We start from the raw sequence: 16,114 nt of genomic DNA on the forward strand, positions 1-16,114 counted from the left end.
CCGGTCTGACAAATACCGTGGCGGGAACGCGACGGCCCTGCTTGGATGCACGGCGTGACTTCTGCCGATCATGACTCCGCCGCCCCCGCCCCGCGCGCCCTCCTCGACGAGATCGAGCGCTACTACGACGCGGTCCCGCGGGCGGCCGCCCGCGTCGAGGACTTCGGACCGCTCAGCCTCTTCGTCCGCGAGGGCGCGGGCTGGCCGTACTACGCCCGACCCGCGCTGGGCCACGACGGCCCGGCCGCCACCGCCGGGGACGTCCGCCGGGTGCTGGAGCGCCAGCGCGAGCTGGGGCTGCCGGAGGCCTTCGAGTGGGTGGCCGAGCACGATCCGCTGCTGCGCGCGGCGGTGGAGGAGGCGGGACTGGTGGTGCACGAGCACCCGCTGCTGGTGCTGGGGCCGGAGGACGGCCCCGGCGCGGACGGCGGGTCCGGCGCGGACGGCGGAACGGACGGTGTCGCGGTCCGGGTGCTGGCCGCCGACGATCCGGCGCTGGCGGCCGCGGTCGCCGTCCCGCACCTGGCGTTCGGCGAGCCCGGCACCGGCCTGGGCAGCGCCGGGCCGGAGGAACTGACGGCACTGGCACTGGAGTTGGCGGCCAACGGCACGGCGGAGCGGACGGCGGGGCGGATCGCCTCGGGTCACACCGTGCTCGCCGCCGCCTTCCAGGACGGGACGCCGCTCTGCGCGGGCCAGCACAACCCGGTGGGCACGGTCACCGAGGTGGCCGGCGTCGGGACCCTCCCGACGGCTCGCCGGCGCGGTCTCGGTCTCGCGGTCACCGCGGCGCTGGTCGAGCACGCCCGGGCCACCGGTGTGCGGACGGTCTTCCTGTCCGCCGCCGACGAGGACGTGGCCCGGATCTACCGACGCGCGGGCTTCCGCCCCTTCGCCACGGCGCTCATCGCCGAGCCGGCCGAGCCCGCCGGTGAGCCCGCCGAGCCCGCGACCGGGACCGAGTCCGCGACGGCCGCGACCGAGGCGGCCGGAACCCCCGCCGGGTGAGCCTCAGTCCGAGTCCTCGTCCTCCTCACCGCTGACGCCCTCCTCCTCGGCCTCGTCCACCACCCACGCGGCCAGCCGGTCCGCCACCCCGGAGACGCTCAGCCGCCCCTCTCGGATGGCCCGGGCGAGGCTGCGCACCTCGCGGGCGGTGGTCGCGACCGTGCAGCCGCTGGCCACCAGGTAGGCGTAGGCGACGGCGGTGGCGAACAGTTCGTTGGTCTTCTCCAGGGCCGGCACCCGGATCAGCTGGTGCATCAGCGCCGCGGCCCGGTCCTGCGGTTCCGGGTAGACGGCGATGTCGAAGATCTCGGCCTGGTGCCGGGAGACCGCCGCGAGCAGCGACCCGTAGTCGGTGACCTGCGGGTCACCGGGCGTGTACTGCTCGGCGGTCATGAGCAGCCACGAGAGGTCGACCTCCAGGTTCAACGGCGCACGTCCTGGAGGTCGGCTCCGCCGCGCTGCTCGCCGAACTCGGCGAGGAAGGCCGTCTCGTACTCCTTCATGAACTGCGCGGCCGCGTCGACGAACGCGCGCCCGGCCTCGCCCATGTCCTGCTGGACCAGGCGCTCGATGTACTGGTTCATGCTGATCCCCTGCTGCTCCGCCCGTTCCCGGGCCATTTCGGCGGTGATCGCGTCCACCCGGACGTTCAGCTGTTTCTTACCCATGAATCTCAAGCTAGCGCTGAAGTGCTAGCACAACAAGGGCGCGCGCACGCACGCCGAGCGCGGGCGGCGACGCGCGGGCGCCCACGGAGAGTGAGACTTGAAGAGTTCTTCACCTTCGGAGAACCTGAAGTGCCCTGAGCATTCCCTGGAGCGGCACCGACCGGTGTGGAGGCCGGCAATGACAGCCATGTTCGACCAGGAGCTGCACGAGCAGCTCACCCAGGCCCGCAAGGAACTCGCGGCCGCCCGGGCCGAGGGGGACGCCGACGGCGTCCAGGCCTACGAAGGCCGGATCGCCGGGCTGATCCGGCTGGCCGCCCAGCACGGCATCACCCTGCCGCACGGCGTCGAGGAAGAGGAGCAGAACCTGCGCTGAGCCCCCGCCGCGCGCCCGGCGGCCCGGGCTCCACCACGGACGGCACCCCTCACCATCGACGACGCACGGCACGGGCGCCGCGGCGGACGGCGGACGGCGCCCGTACGCGTGCCGCCCGGCCCCGGGACGGACGACGGAGGCGGTGCCCGGGACAACCCCGGGCACCGCCTCCGTCACGTCCACACCGTCCGGCCGGCCCCGGAGGGGCGGCCGCCCGCGTCCGGCGCCGCGGAGCGACTGCCTACTCGCCCCCGGCCGGCTCCAGGATCGCCACGCACTCGAAGTGGTGCGTCATCGGGAACAGGTCGAAGGCCCGCAGCGAGACCGGCCGGTAGCCGCCCTCGCGGAAGAACGCCAGGTCCCGGGCGAGCGCCGCCGGGTCGCAGGCCACGTACGCGATCCGGCGGGCACCGAGCCCGGCCAGGTGCGCAACGGTCTCCCGCCCGGCGCCCGCGCGCGGCGGGTCGAGGACGATCAGGTCGGTGGCGGTGATACCGGTGCGCGGCAGCAGCTTCTCCACCCGGTCGCACTCGATCCGGACGTTCTCCAGCGCCGCCAGGTTGTGCTTGGCGTCGGCCACCGCCTGCTTGGAGGACTCGATGCCGAGCACCGCACCCTCCTCGCCGACCCGGTCGGCCAGCGCGCCCGCGAACAGGCCCACGCCGCAGTACAGGTCGAGCGCGTTCTCGCCCCACTGCGGGTCCAGGCCGTCCAGCACCGCGTCGACCAGGGTCTCCGGGGCCTCCGGGTGGATCTGCCAGAAGCCGCCGTCGCTGACCCGCCAGGTCCGCCCGGCCGCGCGCTCGCGGACGAAGTTGCGGCCGTGCACCCGGTGCGGGTCGCCCTGCTCGTCGATCCGGGTGATCGAGACCGGCTGGTCGAGCTCGACCAGCGGCAGCTGAGCGCCCGGCGCCGGGGTGAGCACCACCTGGCGGTCGGAGGAACCGGACGCGGCGATCGCCTCGACCGAGACGATGCCCGGCCAGTCCCGGGCCTCGATGCCCAGCTCGGTGACGCCAGGGGCGGCGATCAGGCAGCGGTCGACCGGCTGGATGTCGTGGGAGCGGTGCTTGCGCAGCCCCACCTTGCCGGTGTCCGGGTCGACGGCGTACTGCACCCGGGTCCGCCAGGCGGGGACCTCACCGGGCGGCAGCTTCCCGCCGACCGGTTCGACGCTGCCGTCCCAGCCGGCCTCGGCCGGGGTCAGGCCCGCGAGCTTGGCCAGCTGCTCGGTGAGCACCTGCACCTTGAGCTTGCGCTGCCCGCCGGGAGACACGTGCTGCCAGTCGCAGCCACCGCACTTGCCGGGGCCGGAGAACGGGCACGGCGGGGCGATCCGCTCCTTGGCGGGCTCCAGCACCTCCACCGCGTCGGCACGCAGGAACCGGGACTTGGTGGTCCCGTCGGTGACCTGGACGATCACCTTCTCGCCCGGCAGCGTGTGCCGGACGAACAGCACCCGGCCCTCGTGCCGGGCCACGCAGTGCCCGCCGCCGTGCGCCACCGGGCCGACCTCGACCTCGTAGCGCTCGCCGACCAGCGGGTCGCCGCCGGGGCCCCGGGGCGCGGCCTCGGCCCGCGGCGCACGGGTCGTGGAGCGCAGCGCGCGGGGCGGCCGCACCGCCTGCTTGCGCGGGCGCGCACCGTCCTTCGGCTGCTCCGCGCGCGGCTCCCGGCGCTCGGACCGCTCGGCACGCTTGGCGCGTTCGGCACGCTCCGGGCGCTCGGCACGCTCCGGCTGCTCCGGGGCGCGCTCCTCCGGCGCGAGCGGCGCCGTCTGCGCGGTGAAGCCTTCGCGGTCGGTGGCCGCCGGCCGGAACGGCTTGCCCCAGCGCGGCCGGGCGACCTGACCGGGCTTGCCGGCGCCGCCCTTGCTGGAGCCCTTGCCGGAGGCGCCGGACCGGGAGCCACCGGACGAGCCGGACGAACGGGACGGGGTGTTGCGGGTCACTGGGAGGAGTCCTTGCTGCTGTCAGCGGAGGCGGCGGTCGTGCCGTCGGGCTTTGCGGAGACCTCCGACTTTACGGCCTTCGGCGCCCGCGGCTCACCTCGACGGACGGCACCCGGCGCCGACCAGGCCTTCTGCGGCTTACGCCGTTCGGACGACTCCAGCTGCCACGGCACCGAGGTCACCATCACCCCGGGCTTGAACAGCAGCCGGCCCTTGAGCCGCAGCGCGCTCTGGTTGTGCAGCAGGTGCTCGTACCAGTGACCGACCACGTACTCCGGGATGTAGACCGACACCACGTCGCGCGGGCTGCTGCGGCGCAGGTTCTTCACGTAGTCCAGCACCGGGCCGGTGATCTCGCGGAACGGCGAGTCCAGCACCTTGAGCGGCACCTCGATGCCCCGCTCGTCCCACTCCTCGCGGAGCGCCGCGGTGTCCGCCGGGTCGACGTTGACGGTCACCGCCTCCAGCGTGTGCGCCCGGGCCAGCCGCGCGTAGGCGAGGGCCCGCAGCGCCGGCTTGTGCAGCTTGGAGACCAGCACGATGGCGTGCACCCGGGTGGGCAGCACCACGTCGTCCGGCTCCTCGGCGGCGACCAGCTCCGCGGACACCCGGTCGTAGTGCCGGCGGATCGCCTTCATCATCACGAACAGCACGACCATCGCGGCGATCGCGATCCAGGCGTGGCTGATCTTGGTGGCGAGCACCACGATGAGCACGGCCATGGTCATCACCAGGCCGAAGGTGTTGATCGCCCGGCTGCGCTGCATGTGCCGGCGCTTGGCCTGGTCGGTCTCCGTGCGCAGCAGCCTGGTCCAGTGCCGGATCATGCCGGACTGGCTCATGTTGAAGGACACGAAGACGCCCACGATGTACAGCTGGATCAGCCGGGTCGGGTCCGCGTCGAAGGCGATGATGAACAGGATCGCGGCCAGCGCCAGCAGGATGATGCCGTTGGAGAAGGCCAGCCGGTCCCCGCGGGTGTGCAGCTGGCGCGGCAGGTAGCGGTCCTGGGCGAGGATCGAGCCGAGCACCGGGAAGCCGTTGAACGCGGTGTTGGCGGCCAGCACCAGGATCAGCCCGGTGACGGCGGCGACGAAGTAGAAGCCGGGCGTGAAGTTCGAGAAGACCGCCTCGCTGATCTGCGCCAGCGCGGTCTTCTGGTGGTAGTCGCCGGGGGCGCCGCCCAGCTGCTGCTCGGGCTCCTCGGCCATCTGGACCCCGGTGAGCCGGGCCAGCCAGATGATGCCCATGAACATCACGACGGCGATGCTCGCCATCATCAGCAGGGTGGTCGCCGCGTTCTTGCTCTTCGGCTTGCGGAACGCCGGCACGCCGTTGGAGATCGCCTCCACGCCGGTGAGCGCGGCACAGCCCGACGAGAACGCCTTCAGCAGCAGGAACACCATCGCGAACCCGGCCAGCGACTCGTTCCCGGCGGTCGGCTGCAGGTGGAAGCCCGCACTCTCGGCGGGCATGTCCTGCCCCAGGCCGAAGTGCCGGACCACGCCGTACACCACCATGCCGAGCACGCCCACCATGAAGGCGTACGTCGGGACGGCGAAGGCCGAGCCGGACTCCCGGACGCCGCGCAGGTTCATGCCCATCAGCACGATCACCACGACGACGGACAGGGTCAGCTCGTGGCCGCGCAGCGCGGGCACCGCCGAGACCACGTTGGCCACGCCGGAGGTGGTGGACACCGCCACGGTCAGGATGTAGTCGACCATCAGCGCGCTGGCGACCACCAGGCCCGAGTTGGGGCCGTGGTTCACGGTGGCGACCTCGTAGTCGCCGCCGCCGCTCGGGTACGCGTGCACGTTCTGCCGGTACGAGGCCACCACCGCGAGCATCACGATGGCGACGACGACGCCGATCTGCCACGAGAAGTGGATGGCCGAGGCACCCGCCAGGGAGAGGGTCAGCAGGATCTCCTCGGGCGCGTACGCGACCGAGGAGAGCGCGTCCGAGGCGAAGACGGGCAGCGCGATGCGCTTGGGGAGCAGCGTCTCCCCGAGCTTGTCGCTGCGCAACGCACGCCCGATCAGGATGCGTTTCGGTAGGTCAGTCGGCATAGGCACGTTAAGGAATCGTAGGGGTAGTCGGCCGCCGGGTCCGACGGACATCCCCCCCTTCGTCGCGACTGTGTTCGGTGGACCGGCTAGCGTGTCGGATACGAGCAGGCGGGCAACACTCAGGTTGTCGTACCGAGCCACACGAGGACGCCCACCCCGGACACCGGGGCGGGGAAACGGAGAACAGCGGTGTTTGCGCAGGTCAAGGCCCCAACGGGACGGGTGAGGTAGCGCCGGTGCACATCGTCATCATGGGCTGCGGCCGGGTGGGCTCCGCCCTCGCCCGAGCGCTGGAGAAACAGGGCCACTCGGTGGCCGTGGTGGACCAGGACCCGACGGCCTTCCGCCGACTGGGCGCCGGGTTCAACGGCCGCCGGGTGACCGGCGTCGGCTTCGACCAGGACACCCTGCGGGAGGCCGGCATCGAGGAGGCGGGAGCCTTCGCCGCCGTCTCCAGCGGTGACAACTCCAACATCATCGCCGCCCGGGTCGCCCGGGAGAACTTCGGCGTGGAGAACGTCGCGGCCCGGATCTACGACCCCCGGCGCGCCGAGGTCTACCAGCGCCTCGGCATCCCCACCGTCGCCACCGTCCGCTGGACGGCCGACCAGATGCTGCGCCGACTGCTGCCGAGCGGCTCCGAGCCGCTCTGGCAGGACCCGAGCGGCGCCGTCCAGCTCGCCGAGGTCGCCTACAACCCGGAGTGGGTCGGCCACCGGCTGAGCGCGCTGGAGGAGGCCTCCGGCTCCCGGGTGTCGTTCGTCACCCGGCTCGGCGAGGGCGTCCTGCCGACGTCCCAGATGGTGGTGCAGGAGGGCGACCTGGTGCACGTGATGCTGCGCCGGGCCGACCTGACGGCCGTCGAGGCCGCGTTCGCGCAGGGCCCGGAGAAGGAGGGCCACTGATGCGAGTCGCCATTGCCGGAGCCGGCGCCGTCGGCCGCTCGATCGCGGGCGAGCTGCTGGAGAACGGCCACGAGGTCCTGCTGATCGACAAGAACCCGAACTCCATCTCGGTGGAGCGGGTGCCCATGGCGGAGTGGCTGCTGGCCGACGCCTGCGAGATCACCTCCCTGGACGAGGCCGCCCTGCAGCGCTGCCACGTGGTGATCGCCGCGACCGGTGACGACAAGGTCAACCTGGTCGTGTCGCTCCTCGCGAAGACCGAGTACGGCGTGCCGCGGGTGGTCGCCCGGGTGAACAACCCCAAGAACGAGTGGCTCTTCAACGAGTCCTGGGGCGTGGACGTCGCCGTCTCCACCCCGCGCCTGATGTCCGCCCTGGTCGAGGAGGCGGTGAGCGTCGGCGACCTGGTCCGGCTGATGCGCTTCAGCCAGGGCAACGCCAACCTGGTCGAGCTGACCCTCGCCGCCGACACCGAACTGGTCGGCACCCGGGTCGGCGACGTGCCGTGGCCGCCGGACACCGCGCTGGTGACGATCATCCGCGAGGGCCGGGTCCTGGTGCCGCGCAAGGACGACACCCTGGAGGGCGGCGACGAGCTGCTCTTCGTCGCGGCCCAGGAGCGCGAGGAGGAGCTGGAGAACCTGCTCTCCGCCACCTCCGGCGCCCAGTAGCGGCCCGAGCGGCGCCGCAGCGCCCGCGGGCGACGTCGAGGGGCCCGTACTCGGTTCGAGTACGGGCCCCTCGGCCGTCCGGTGCGGGTACCGGCGCGCGCTACTGCCCCGGCGACGACGGCTCGTGCGGCCTGGCGTGTGGCTGGACGTGCGGCTGGACGTGCGGCTGGACGTGCGGCTGGACGTGCGACTGGGCCTCGTACACCCCGGGCTCCTGGCCGACCCGCGCCGCCGGAGCGGCCGGCTCCTCGTCGTCCAGCTGGGCCTTGATCGGCGGCGGCGCCTTCAACAGGATCTGCCAGGTCACGTACATCGCCAGCAGCAGTGGCGGGATGCCCAGGGCGACCTTGAGCCAGCCCAGCAGGTTGACGTTGTGGGTGAAGTACAGCGGGAAGAGGATCACCGGCTTGATGCCCATGATCGCCACCCAGGCCCAGGTCGCCTTGGTGTAGGCGGCCAGTCGGCCCGGGTTCTCCTTGCGCCAGGTGAACATCTCGCCGGTGACCGGGCCCAGCATCAGGCCGATCAGCGGCCAGCGGACCAGCGCCGAGACCGCCAGCCCCACGCAGTAGCCGACGTTCCACAGCAGGCCGGGCAGGTAGAAGTTCTCCGCCTTGCCGGTCTTCATCGAGATCCAGGCGCCGATGGCGACCCCGAACACCCCGCTGAAGGCGTGCTGGACGGTCTCCCGCTTGGCCAGCCGGGCCACCACGAACAGCGCGCTCAGCGCCAGCGCGGCCCAGGCGGCGGCCGGCACCTTGTGGGTGATGTTGTAGGTGACGATGAAGACCAGGCCGGGCAGGGTCATGTCGACCATGCCCCGGATCCCGCCGAAGGCCTTCATCACCGTGTCGGCGGCCTCCCGCGAGGCCGCCGCCTGGCGGGCCGCCTCGTCGTCGCCGCCCGGGGCCGTCTTGACCAGGCCGGGCTGGGCGGCGGGGTCGCCGCCGGGCTGGTTGCTCACGCTCATTCGCTCCCGTGTCCGACCGGACGCAGCTCGTAGCGGGGGTTGAAGAGCACCCGGCGCCCGCGCGCGTGACTGATCCGGCCGCTGGCGACGAGCCTGCGACCGGGTTCGATACCCGTGATGGAGCGGCGCCCGAGCCAGACCACGTCCAGCGCCTCGGTGCCGTCGAAGAGCTCCGCCTCCAGGGCGGGCACGCCGGCCCGCGGTCGGAGCGTCACGGTACGCAGCGTGCCGGCCACGGTGACCAGTTGGCGGTCCCCGCAGCTGGCGATCGGAGTGCAGCCCGTCTCCGCGGCACTCTCCTGGCGCAGCTCCTCGGCCTGCAGCTCCTCCGCGGAGGAGGTCAGCCGGCTGAGCATGCGGCGGAAGCGCCCCTGCTGCTGGCCGCTGCTGTTGTCACCACTCATGTCGGAAGGGTACCGGTTTCCGGGCCCCCGGCGGCAGGCCGCGAGGGCCTCCGGGGCCCGTCCGGGGCGGCCGGGAGGCCGCGGACGGGCCCCGGAGCGGGCGCGGGCGGACCACCGGTCCGGCCCCCGCCCCGTCACGCCCCGGACCCGCGACGACCCGGCTCCCGGCCCCGCCGGTCAGCTCTCGAAGCGGTAGCCCATGCCCGGCTCGGTGATGAAGTGGCGCGGGTGCGAGGGATCGCGCTCCAGCTTCCGGCGGAGCTGGGCGAGGTAGACCCGGAGGTAGTTGGTCTCGGTGCGGTAGGCGGGGCCCCAGACCTCCTGGAGCAGCTGGGTCTGGCTGACCAGCCGGCCCGCGTTGCGGACCAGCACCTCCAGCAGGTGCCACTCGGTCGGGGTGAGGCGGATGTCCGCGCCGTCCCGGTTCACCTTCTTCGCCGCGAGGTCGACCGTGAAGCCGTCCGTGACCACCAGGGAGTCGTCCTCCCCGGCCACGGGCTCGGCCCGGCGGACGGCGGCGCGCATCCGGGCCAGCAGCTCGTCCATGCCGAAGGGCTTGGTCACGTAGTCGTCGGCACCCGCGTCCAGTGCCTCGACCTTCTCGTCCGAGGCGTGCCGGGCGGAGAGCACGATGATCGGCACGCGCGTCCAGCCGCGCAGGCCCCTGATCACCTCGACACCGTCCATGTCGGGCAGGCCGAGGTCGAGGACGACGACGTCGGGATGGCGGGCGGCGGCGAGCTCCAGGGCGCTCGCGCCGTCATGCGCGGCGTCGACCTCGTACTTGCGGGCCTTGAGGTTGATCACCAGCGCGCGGACGATCTGCGGTTCGTCGTCCACGACGAGGACCCGGGTCATGCGGGCTCCGCCTTTCGGGCTGTCGGATCGGAAGTGGTCGTGTGTGGCAGGAGTGATCACGAGGGGGCCGTGTTGACGGCCGGACCGTCGGGCCCGGCCCCGTCGGTCCGGACCGGACCGGCTCCGGCCTGCCCGGTGTCGGCCTGTCCGGTGTCGGCCTGTCCGGTGTCGGCCTGCCCGGCGCCACCGCCACCGCCCGGTTCGGGCGGCGCGAGCGGCTCGGGCGGCTCCCCGGTTTCGGGCGGGCGGTCGACGGCGGGCAGGGTGACGACCATGGTCAGCCCGCCGCCCGGGGTGTCCTCGGCGGTCACGGTGCCGTCCATCGCCTCGACGAAGCCGCGCGCCACCGCGAGCCCGAGGCCCACCCCGGCACCGCGCGGTGCGTCCCCGTACCGCTGGAACGGCGCGAAGATCCGCTCCTTGGCGTCCTCCGGCACCCCCGGCCCCCGGTCGACGATCCGCAGCTCGACCCGGCTCCGACCGCCCGCCGGGTGCAGCGCGTCCGCCTTGACCAGCACCCGGACCCCGACCGGGCTGTACTTGACGGCGTTCTCGACCAGGTTGGCGAGCGCACGCTCCAGCAACCCCCCGTCGGCCCGGATCATCGGCAGGGTCTCGGGAACGTCCAGCCGGACGGCCTCCGGCGGCACCCCGCCGAGCGCGAACGGCACCACCTCGTCCAGGTCGGTCTCCTGGATCAGCGGGGTGACCGTCCCGGTCTGCAGCCGGCTCATGTCGAGCAGGTTGTTGATCAGGTGGTCGAGCCGGTCGGCCCCGGCCTCGATCCCGGCCAGCAGCTCGGCCTCGTCCTCCTCGTCCCACTCGACGTCCTCCGAGCGGAGCGAGCTGACCGACGCCTTGATGCCGGCGAGCGGGGTGCGCAGATCGTGCGAGACGGCGGCCAGCAGGGCGGTCCGGATCCGGTTCCCCTCGGCCTCCCGGCGGGCGGCGGCGGCCTCGCCGGCCAGCCGGCGGCGCTCCAGCACCACGGCGGCCTGGGCGGCGAAGGCACCGAGCAGCCGGCGGTCCTCGGCGGGCAGCACCCGCCCGCGCAGCGCCAGTGCCAGCGTGTCGCCGACCGGCACGTCCACGTCCGCGGTCTCCGGCCGCTCCGGCGGGCGCGGACCGGCCGTCGCCACCGGCTGCCAGGGGCCGACCGGGTCGGCCCGTTCCAGGAACGCCGCCGACTCCTGTTGGAAGGTCTCCCGGACCTGCTCCAGCAGCGCCGTCAGCACCCCGTCCCCGCTCGGCGCCCCGCGCAGCACCGTGCCGGCCAGCGCGCCGAGCGTCTGCGCCTCGGTCTGGCTGCGGGCCGCCTGGTGGGTCCGCCGGGCGGCGAGGTCGACCACCGACGCCACCGCGATGGCCACGGCGGTGAATATCGCCACCGCCATGATGTTCTGCGGCGAGGAGATGGTGAAGGTGTGTATCGGCGGCGCGAAGTAGTAGTTGAGCGCGGAGGAACCGACCAGGGCCGAGGCCACCGCCGGGTACAGCCCGCCCACCAGGGCCGCGCAGACCGTCAGCGACAGGAAGAGCAGCATGTCGGTGGAGAGGCCCAGGCCCTCGACGTTGGTCAGCACCAGCGCCAGCAGCGGCGGCCCGGCCAGACCGATCAGCCAGCCGGCGACGGCACGGGTCCGGCCCAGGTCGGTCACCCGGCGGACCGGGATCCTCCCCCGGCCCTTCGCGGCCTGCTCATGGGTGACGATGTGGACGTCGATGTCCCCCGCGGCCCGGGTCACCGTGGTCCCGACGCCCGGGCCGTAGACGTACTGCCAGGCCGGCCGCCGGCTGGTGCCGAGCACGATCTGGGTGGCGTTCACCCCGCGCGCGAAGTCCAGCAGGCCTCCGGCGGGGTCCTCACCGAGCACCGAGTGGTACGAGCCGCCCAGGCCCTCCACCAGCGCGCGCTGCTCGATCAGCGCCCGCGAGGAGCCGGAGCCCGCACCGGCCAGACCGTCCGAACGGGAGATGTGGACGGCCAGCAGTTCGCCGCCCGAACCGCGGGCCGCGATCCGGGCCGCCCGACGGATCAGCGTCGCACCCTCCGGCCCCCCGGTCAGGCCGACCACGATCCGCTCGCGCGCCTGCCAGGTGCCCTGGATGCCCTGCTCGGCCCGGTACTTCTGGAGGTACTCGTCCACCCGGTCGGCCGTCCACAGCAGCGCCAGCTCCCGCAGCGCGGTCAGGTTCCCGGGCCGGAAGTAGTTGGCCAGCGACGCGTCGATCTTCTCCGGCGCGTAGACGTTGCCGTGGGCGAGGCGGCGTCGCAGGGCCTGCGGCGACATGTCGACCAGTTCGATCTGGTCGGCGCGGCGGACCACCTCGTCCGGCAGGGTCTCGCGCTGCCGGACCCCGGTGATGCCCTCGACGACGTCGCCGAGCGACTCCAGGTGCTGGATGTTGACGGTCGACACGACGTCGATCCCGGCCGCGAGCAGTTCCTCGACGTCCTGCCACCGCTTCGTGTTGCGGCACCCCGGCACGTTGCTGTGCGCGAGTTCGTCCACCAGTGCCACCTGCGGCCGGCGGGCCAGCACCGCGTCCAGGTCCATCTCGGTGAACGCGGCCCCGCGATGCGTGAGGCCCCGGCGGGGCACCACCTCCAGGCCGGCGGTCATCGCCGCGGTGTGCGCCCGCCCGTGGTCCTCGACGAACGCCACCACGACGTCCGTCCCCCGCGCCGACCGCCGGTGGGCCTCGGCGAGCATGGCGTACGTCTTGCCGACCCCGGGCGCCGCCCCGAGGTAGATCCGTAGCCTGCCGCGTCCCATGAGCACCATTCTTGATCCGGCCCAGTCCGGGGACCACCCCGGACACCTGTTCCCCTCGCCTTCGAGACTACGGCGCGAGCTGCCGATTTCCGCTGATCGGGCCCCTGAACAGGCAGTTTTAGCGCCATTTTGACGGCGTGGGCGGCGCGGCGCGGCACCGGTACGCCGACGGCGGACCGGAGCCGGGCCACTCCCTCCGGGTTTTCCGGGGTCTTCCCGGAAATGCAAAGAACCCCCGTCCGGATCCCGGACGGGGGTTCTTTGTGAATGATTGTTCGGCGGCGTCCTACTCTCCCACAGGGTCCCCCCTGCAGTACCATCGGCGCTGTGAGGCTTAGCTTCCGGGTTCGGAATGTAACCGGGCGTTTCCCTCACGCTATGACCACCGAAACACTATGAAACTGTCAACCGCACCCACACCGTGACCTGATGTGGGGGTCGTTGTTTCAGAACAACACAGTGGACGCGAGCAACTGAGGACAAGCCCTCGGCCTATTAGTACCGGTCAACTCCACCCCTTACAGGGCTTCCATATCCGGCCTATCAACCCAGTCGTCTACTGGGAGCCTTACCCTCTCAAGGAGGTGGGAGTGCTCATCTCGAAGCAGGCTTCCCGCTTAGATGCTTTCAGCGGTTATCCCTCCCGAACGTAGCCAACCAGCCATGCCCTTGGCAGGACAACTGGCACACCAGAGGTTCGTCCGTCCCGGTCCTCTCGTACTAGGGACAGCCCTTCTCAACACTCCTACGCGCACAGCGGATAGGGACCGAACTGTCTCACGACGTTCTAAACCCAGCTCGCGTACCGCTTTAATGGGCGAACAGCCCAACCCTTGGGACCTACTCCAGCCCCAGGATGCGACGAGCCGACATCGAGGTGCCAAACCATCCCGTCGATATGGACTCTTGGGGAAGATCAGCCTGTTATCCCCGGGGTACCTTTTATCCGTTGAGCGACGGCGCTTCCACAAGCCACCGCCGGATCACTAGTCCCGACTTTCGTCCCTGCTCGACCCGTCAGTCTCACAGTCAAGCTCCCTTGTGCACTTACACTCAACACCTGATTGCCAACCAGGCTGAGGGAACCTTTGGGCGCCTCCGTTACTCTTTAGGAGGCAACCGCCCCAGTTAAACTACCCACCAGACACTGTCCCTGATCCGGATCACGGACCCAGGTTAGACATCCAGCACGACCAGAGTGGTATTTCAACGACGACTCCACAACAACTGGCGTTGCTGCTTCAAAGTCTCCCACCTATCCTACACAAGCCGAACCGAACACCAATATCAAGCTATAGTAAAGGTCCCGGGGTCTTTCCGTCCTGCTGCGCGAAACGAGCATCTTTACTCGTAATGCAATTTCACCGGGCCTATGGTTGAGACAGTCGAGAAGTCGTTACGCCATTCGTGCAGGTCGGAACTTACCCGACAAGGAATTTCGCTACCTTAGGATGGTTATAGTTACCACCGCCGTTTACTGGCGCTTAAGTTCTCAGCTTCGCCCCACCGAAGTGGAGCTAACCGGTCCCCTTAACGTTCCAGCACCGGGCAGGCGTCAGTCCGTATACATCGCCTTACGGCTTCGCACGGACCTGTGTTTTTAGTAAACAGTCGCTTCTCGCTGGTCTCTGCGGCCACCCCCAGCTCTGGCAGCAAGTGCCGTCACCAGGAATGGCCCCCCTTCTCCCGAAGTTACGGGGGCATTTTGCCGAGTTCCTTAACCATAGTTCACCCGAACGCCTCGGTATTCTCTACCTGACCACCTGAGTCGGTTTGGGGTACGGGCCGCCATGAAACTCGCTAGAGGCTTTTCTCGACAGCATAGGATCATCCACTTCACCACAATCGGCTCGGCATCAGGTCTCAGCCTCAATGAGTGACGGATTTGCCTATCACTCGGCCTACACCCTTACCCCGGGACAACCACCGCCCGGGCTGGACTACCTTCCTGCGTCACCCCATCGCTCACCTAATACAGACTTGGTTCAGCGGCTCCACCACGTCCCTTTGTCCGAAGACTCCGGGCCGGCTTCACGGCTTTAGCATCACCTGGTTCAGCGTTGGCGCTTCAAAGCGGGTACGGGAATATCAACCCGTTGTCCATCGACTACGCCTGTCGGCCTCGCCTTAGGTCCCGACTTACCCTGGGCAGATCAGCTTGACCCAGGAACCCTTGGTCAATCGGCGCAAGAGTTTCTCACTCTTGTATCGCTACTCATGCCTGCATTCTCACTCGTGTACCGTCCACGACTGGTTTCCACCGCCGCTTCACCCGGCACACGACGCTCCCCTACCCATCACAGCAGGCGTTGGCCCTATATGCTGCAATGACACGACTTCGGTGATGTGCTTGAGCCCCGCTACATTGTCGGCGCGGAATCACTTGACCAGTGAGCTATTACGCACTCTTTCAAGGGTGGCTGCTTCTAAGCCAACCTCCTGGTTGTCTCTGCGACTCCACATCCTTTCCCACTTAGCACACGCTTAGGGACCTTAGTCGGTGTTCTGGGCTGTTTCCCTCTCGACCATGGAGCTTATCCCCCACAGTCTCACTGCCACGCTCTCACTTACCGGCATTCGGAGTTTGGCTAAGGTCAGTAACCCGGTGAGGCCCATCGCCTATCCAGTGCTCTACCTCCGGCAAGAAACACGTGACGCTGCACCTAAATGCATTTCGGGGAGAACCAGCTATCACGGAGTTTGATTGGCCTTTCACCCCTAACCACAGGTCATCCCCCAGGTTTTCAACCCTGGTGGGTTCGGTCCTCCACGAAGTCTTACCTCCGCTTCAACCTGCCCATGGCTAGATCACTCCGCTTCGGGTCTTGGGCATGCAACTCAACCGCCCTATTCGGACTCGCTTTCGCTACGGCTACCCCACACGGGTTAACCTCGCTACACACCGCAAACTCGCAGGCTCATTCTTCAAAAGGCACGCAGTCACGGCCCACCAGCAAGCTGATGAACGACGCTCCCACGGCTTGTAGGCACACGGTTTCAGGTACTATTTCACTCCGCTCCCGCGGTACTTTTCACCATTCCCTCACGGTACTATCCGCTATCGGTCACCAGGGAATATTTAGGCTTAGCGGGTGGTCCCGCCAGATTCACACGGGATTTCTCGGGCCCCGTGCTACTTGGGAGTTCTTCAAACGAGCCGTACAGATTTCGCCTACGGGGGTCTTACCCTCTACGCCGGACCTTTCGCATGTCCTTCGACTATCCATACGGTTTCTGACTCGCCGACCGGCCGGCAGACCGATCAAGAAAAATCCCACGACCCCACAAGCGCAACCCCTGCCGGGTCTCACACGCTCATGGTTTAGCCTCATCCGGTTTCGCTCGCCACTACTCCCGGAATCACGGTTGTTTTCTCTTCCTGCGGGTACTGAGATGTTTCACTTCCCCGCGTTCCCTCCACATACCCTATGTGTTCAGGTATGGGTGACAGCCC

General features: G+C 70.0%; 12 protein-coding genes and 2 rRNA genes (1 of these 14 cut by a window edge). 4 read left to right on the forward strand and 10 right to left on the reverse strand.

All coding sequences use genetic code 11. The features are described 5' to 3' along the window. The first annotated feature begins 54 nt into the window (after positions 1 to 54). Positions 55 to 1,008, forward strand: coding sequence for a GNAT family N-acetyltransferase (locus OG550_RS12520; RefSeq protein ID WP_327676954.1), 954 nt, complete (start codon positions 55 to 57; stop codon positions 1,006 to 1,008). A gap of 3 nt (positions 1,009 to 1,011) precedes the next feature. Here OG550_RS12520 and OG550_RS12525 read toward each other — a convergent pair whose 3' ends face one another. After that, a complete protein-coding gene (locus OG550_RS12525; RefSeq protein ID WP_327676955.1) occupies positions 1,012 to 1,434 on the reverse strand; it encodes a fic family toxin-antitoxin system, toxin component in 423 nt (140 codons plus the stop codon). Further along, the gene (locus OG550_RS12530; RefSeq protein WP_327676957.1) at positions 1,431 to 1,676 is read right to left on the reverse strand and encodes a toxin-antitoxin system HicB family antitoxin; all 246 of its coding nucleotides are present in this window, start codon (positions 1,674 to 1,676) and stop codon (positions 1,431 to 1,433) included. Before OG550_RS12530 ends, OG550_RS12525 begins: the two co-directional genes overlap by 4 nt. 178 nt (positions 1,677 to 1,854) lie before the next feature. Here OG550_RS12530 and OG550_RS12535 point away from each other — a divergent pair, with 178 nt between their 5' ends. Further along, positions 1,855 to 2,052 (forward strand): hypothetical protein, encoded by a 198-nt coding sequence (locus OG550_RS12535; RefSeq protein ID WP_327676959.1) that lies wholly within the window; start codon positions 1,855 to 1,857, stop codon positions 2,050 to 2,052. 241 nt (positions 2,053 to 2,293) lie between these two features. Here OG550_RS12535 and OG550_RS12540 read toward each other — a convergent pair whose 3' ends face one another. Further along, positions 2,294 to 3,592: a class I SAM-dependent RNA methyltransferase gene (locus OG550_RS12540; protein WP_327683837.1), complete on the reverse strand. Its 1,299-nt coding sequence runs from the start codon at positions 3,590 to 3,592 to the stop codon at positions 2,294 to 2,296. A gap of 407 nt (positions 3,593 to 3,999) precedes the next feature. Continuing rightward, positions 4,000 to 6,075, reverse strand: coding sequence for an APC family permease (locus OG550_RS12545; RefSeq protein ID WP_442906148.1), 2,076 nt, complete (start codon positions 6,073 to 6,075; stop codon positions 4,000 to 4,002). A gap of 236 nt (positions 6,076 to 6,311) precedes the next feature. On the opposite strand from OG550_RS12545, the gene OG550_RS12550 reads away from it, so the two are divergent. After that, on the forward strand, positions 6,312 to 6,980 hold the full coding sequence (locus tag OG550_RS12550; RefSeq protein WP_327676963.1) for a potassium channel family protein: 669 nt from the start codon (positions 6,312 to 6,314) through the stop codon (positions 6,978 to 6,980). Continuing rightward, positions 6,980 to 7,651, forward strand: a complete 672-nt coding sequence (locus tag OG550_RS12555) for a potassium channel family protein (protein ID WP_327676965.1) — start codon at positions 6,980 to 6,982, stop codon at positions 7,649 to 7,651. The genes OG550_RS12550 and OG550_RS12555 overlap by 1 nt, the downstream gene beginning before the upstream one ends. Before the next feature lie 100 nt (positions 7,652 to 7,751). Here OG550_RS12555 and OG550_RS12560 read toward each other — a convergent pair whose 3' ends face one another. From OG550_RS12560 to OG550_RS12585, 6 genes are all read right to left on the reverse strand, one after another. After that, positions 7,752 to 8,615, reverse strand: a complete 864-nt coding sequence (locus tag OG550_RS12560; RefSeq protein ID WP_327676967.1) for a DUF3159 domain-containing protein — start codon at positions 8,613 to 8,615, stop codon at positions 7,752 to 7,754. A gap of 2 nt (positions 8,616 to 8,617) precedes the next feature. Beyond that, positions 8,618 to 9,025, reverse strand: a complete 408-nt coding sequence (locus tag OG550_RS12565; RefSeq protein WP_327676969.1) for an OB-fold nucleic acid binding domain-containing protein — start codon at positions 9,023 to 9,025, stop codon at positions 8,618 to 8,620. 177 nt (positions 9,026 to 9,202) lie between these two features. Next, positions 9,203 to 9,883: a response regulator gene (locus OG550_RS12570; RefSeq protein ID WP_327676971.1), complete on the reverse strand. Its 681-nt coding sequence runs from the start codon at positions 9,881 to 9,883 to the stop codon at positions 9,203 to 9,205. 56 nt (positions 9,884 to 9,939) lie between these two features. Then, positions 9,940 to 12,660 carry an ATP-binding protein gene (locus OG550_RS12575; RefSeq protein WP_327676972.1) on the reverse strand — a complete coding sequence of 907 codons (2,721 nt, stop codon included), beginning with the start codon at positions 12,658 to 12,660 and terminating at the stop codon, positions 9,940 to 9,942. 273 nt (positions 12,661 to 12,933) lie between these two features. Further along, a 5S ribosomal RNA gene (gene rrf / locus OG550_RS12580) occupies positions 12,934 to 13,050 on the reverse strand. Positions 13,051 to 13,135: 85 nt separating this feature from the next. Beyond that, positions 13,136 to 16,114 (reverse strand): 23S ribosomal RNA (locus OG550_RS12585); it runs 142 nt beyond the window's last position.

Source organism: Kitasatospora sp. NBC_00458, assembly GCF_036013975.1.
GTDB lineage: Bacteria > Actinomycetota > Actinomycetes > Streptomycetales > Streptomycetaceae > Kitasatospora.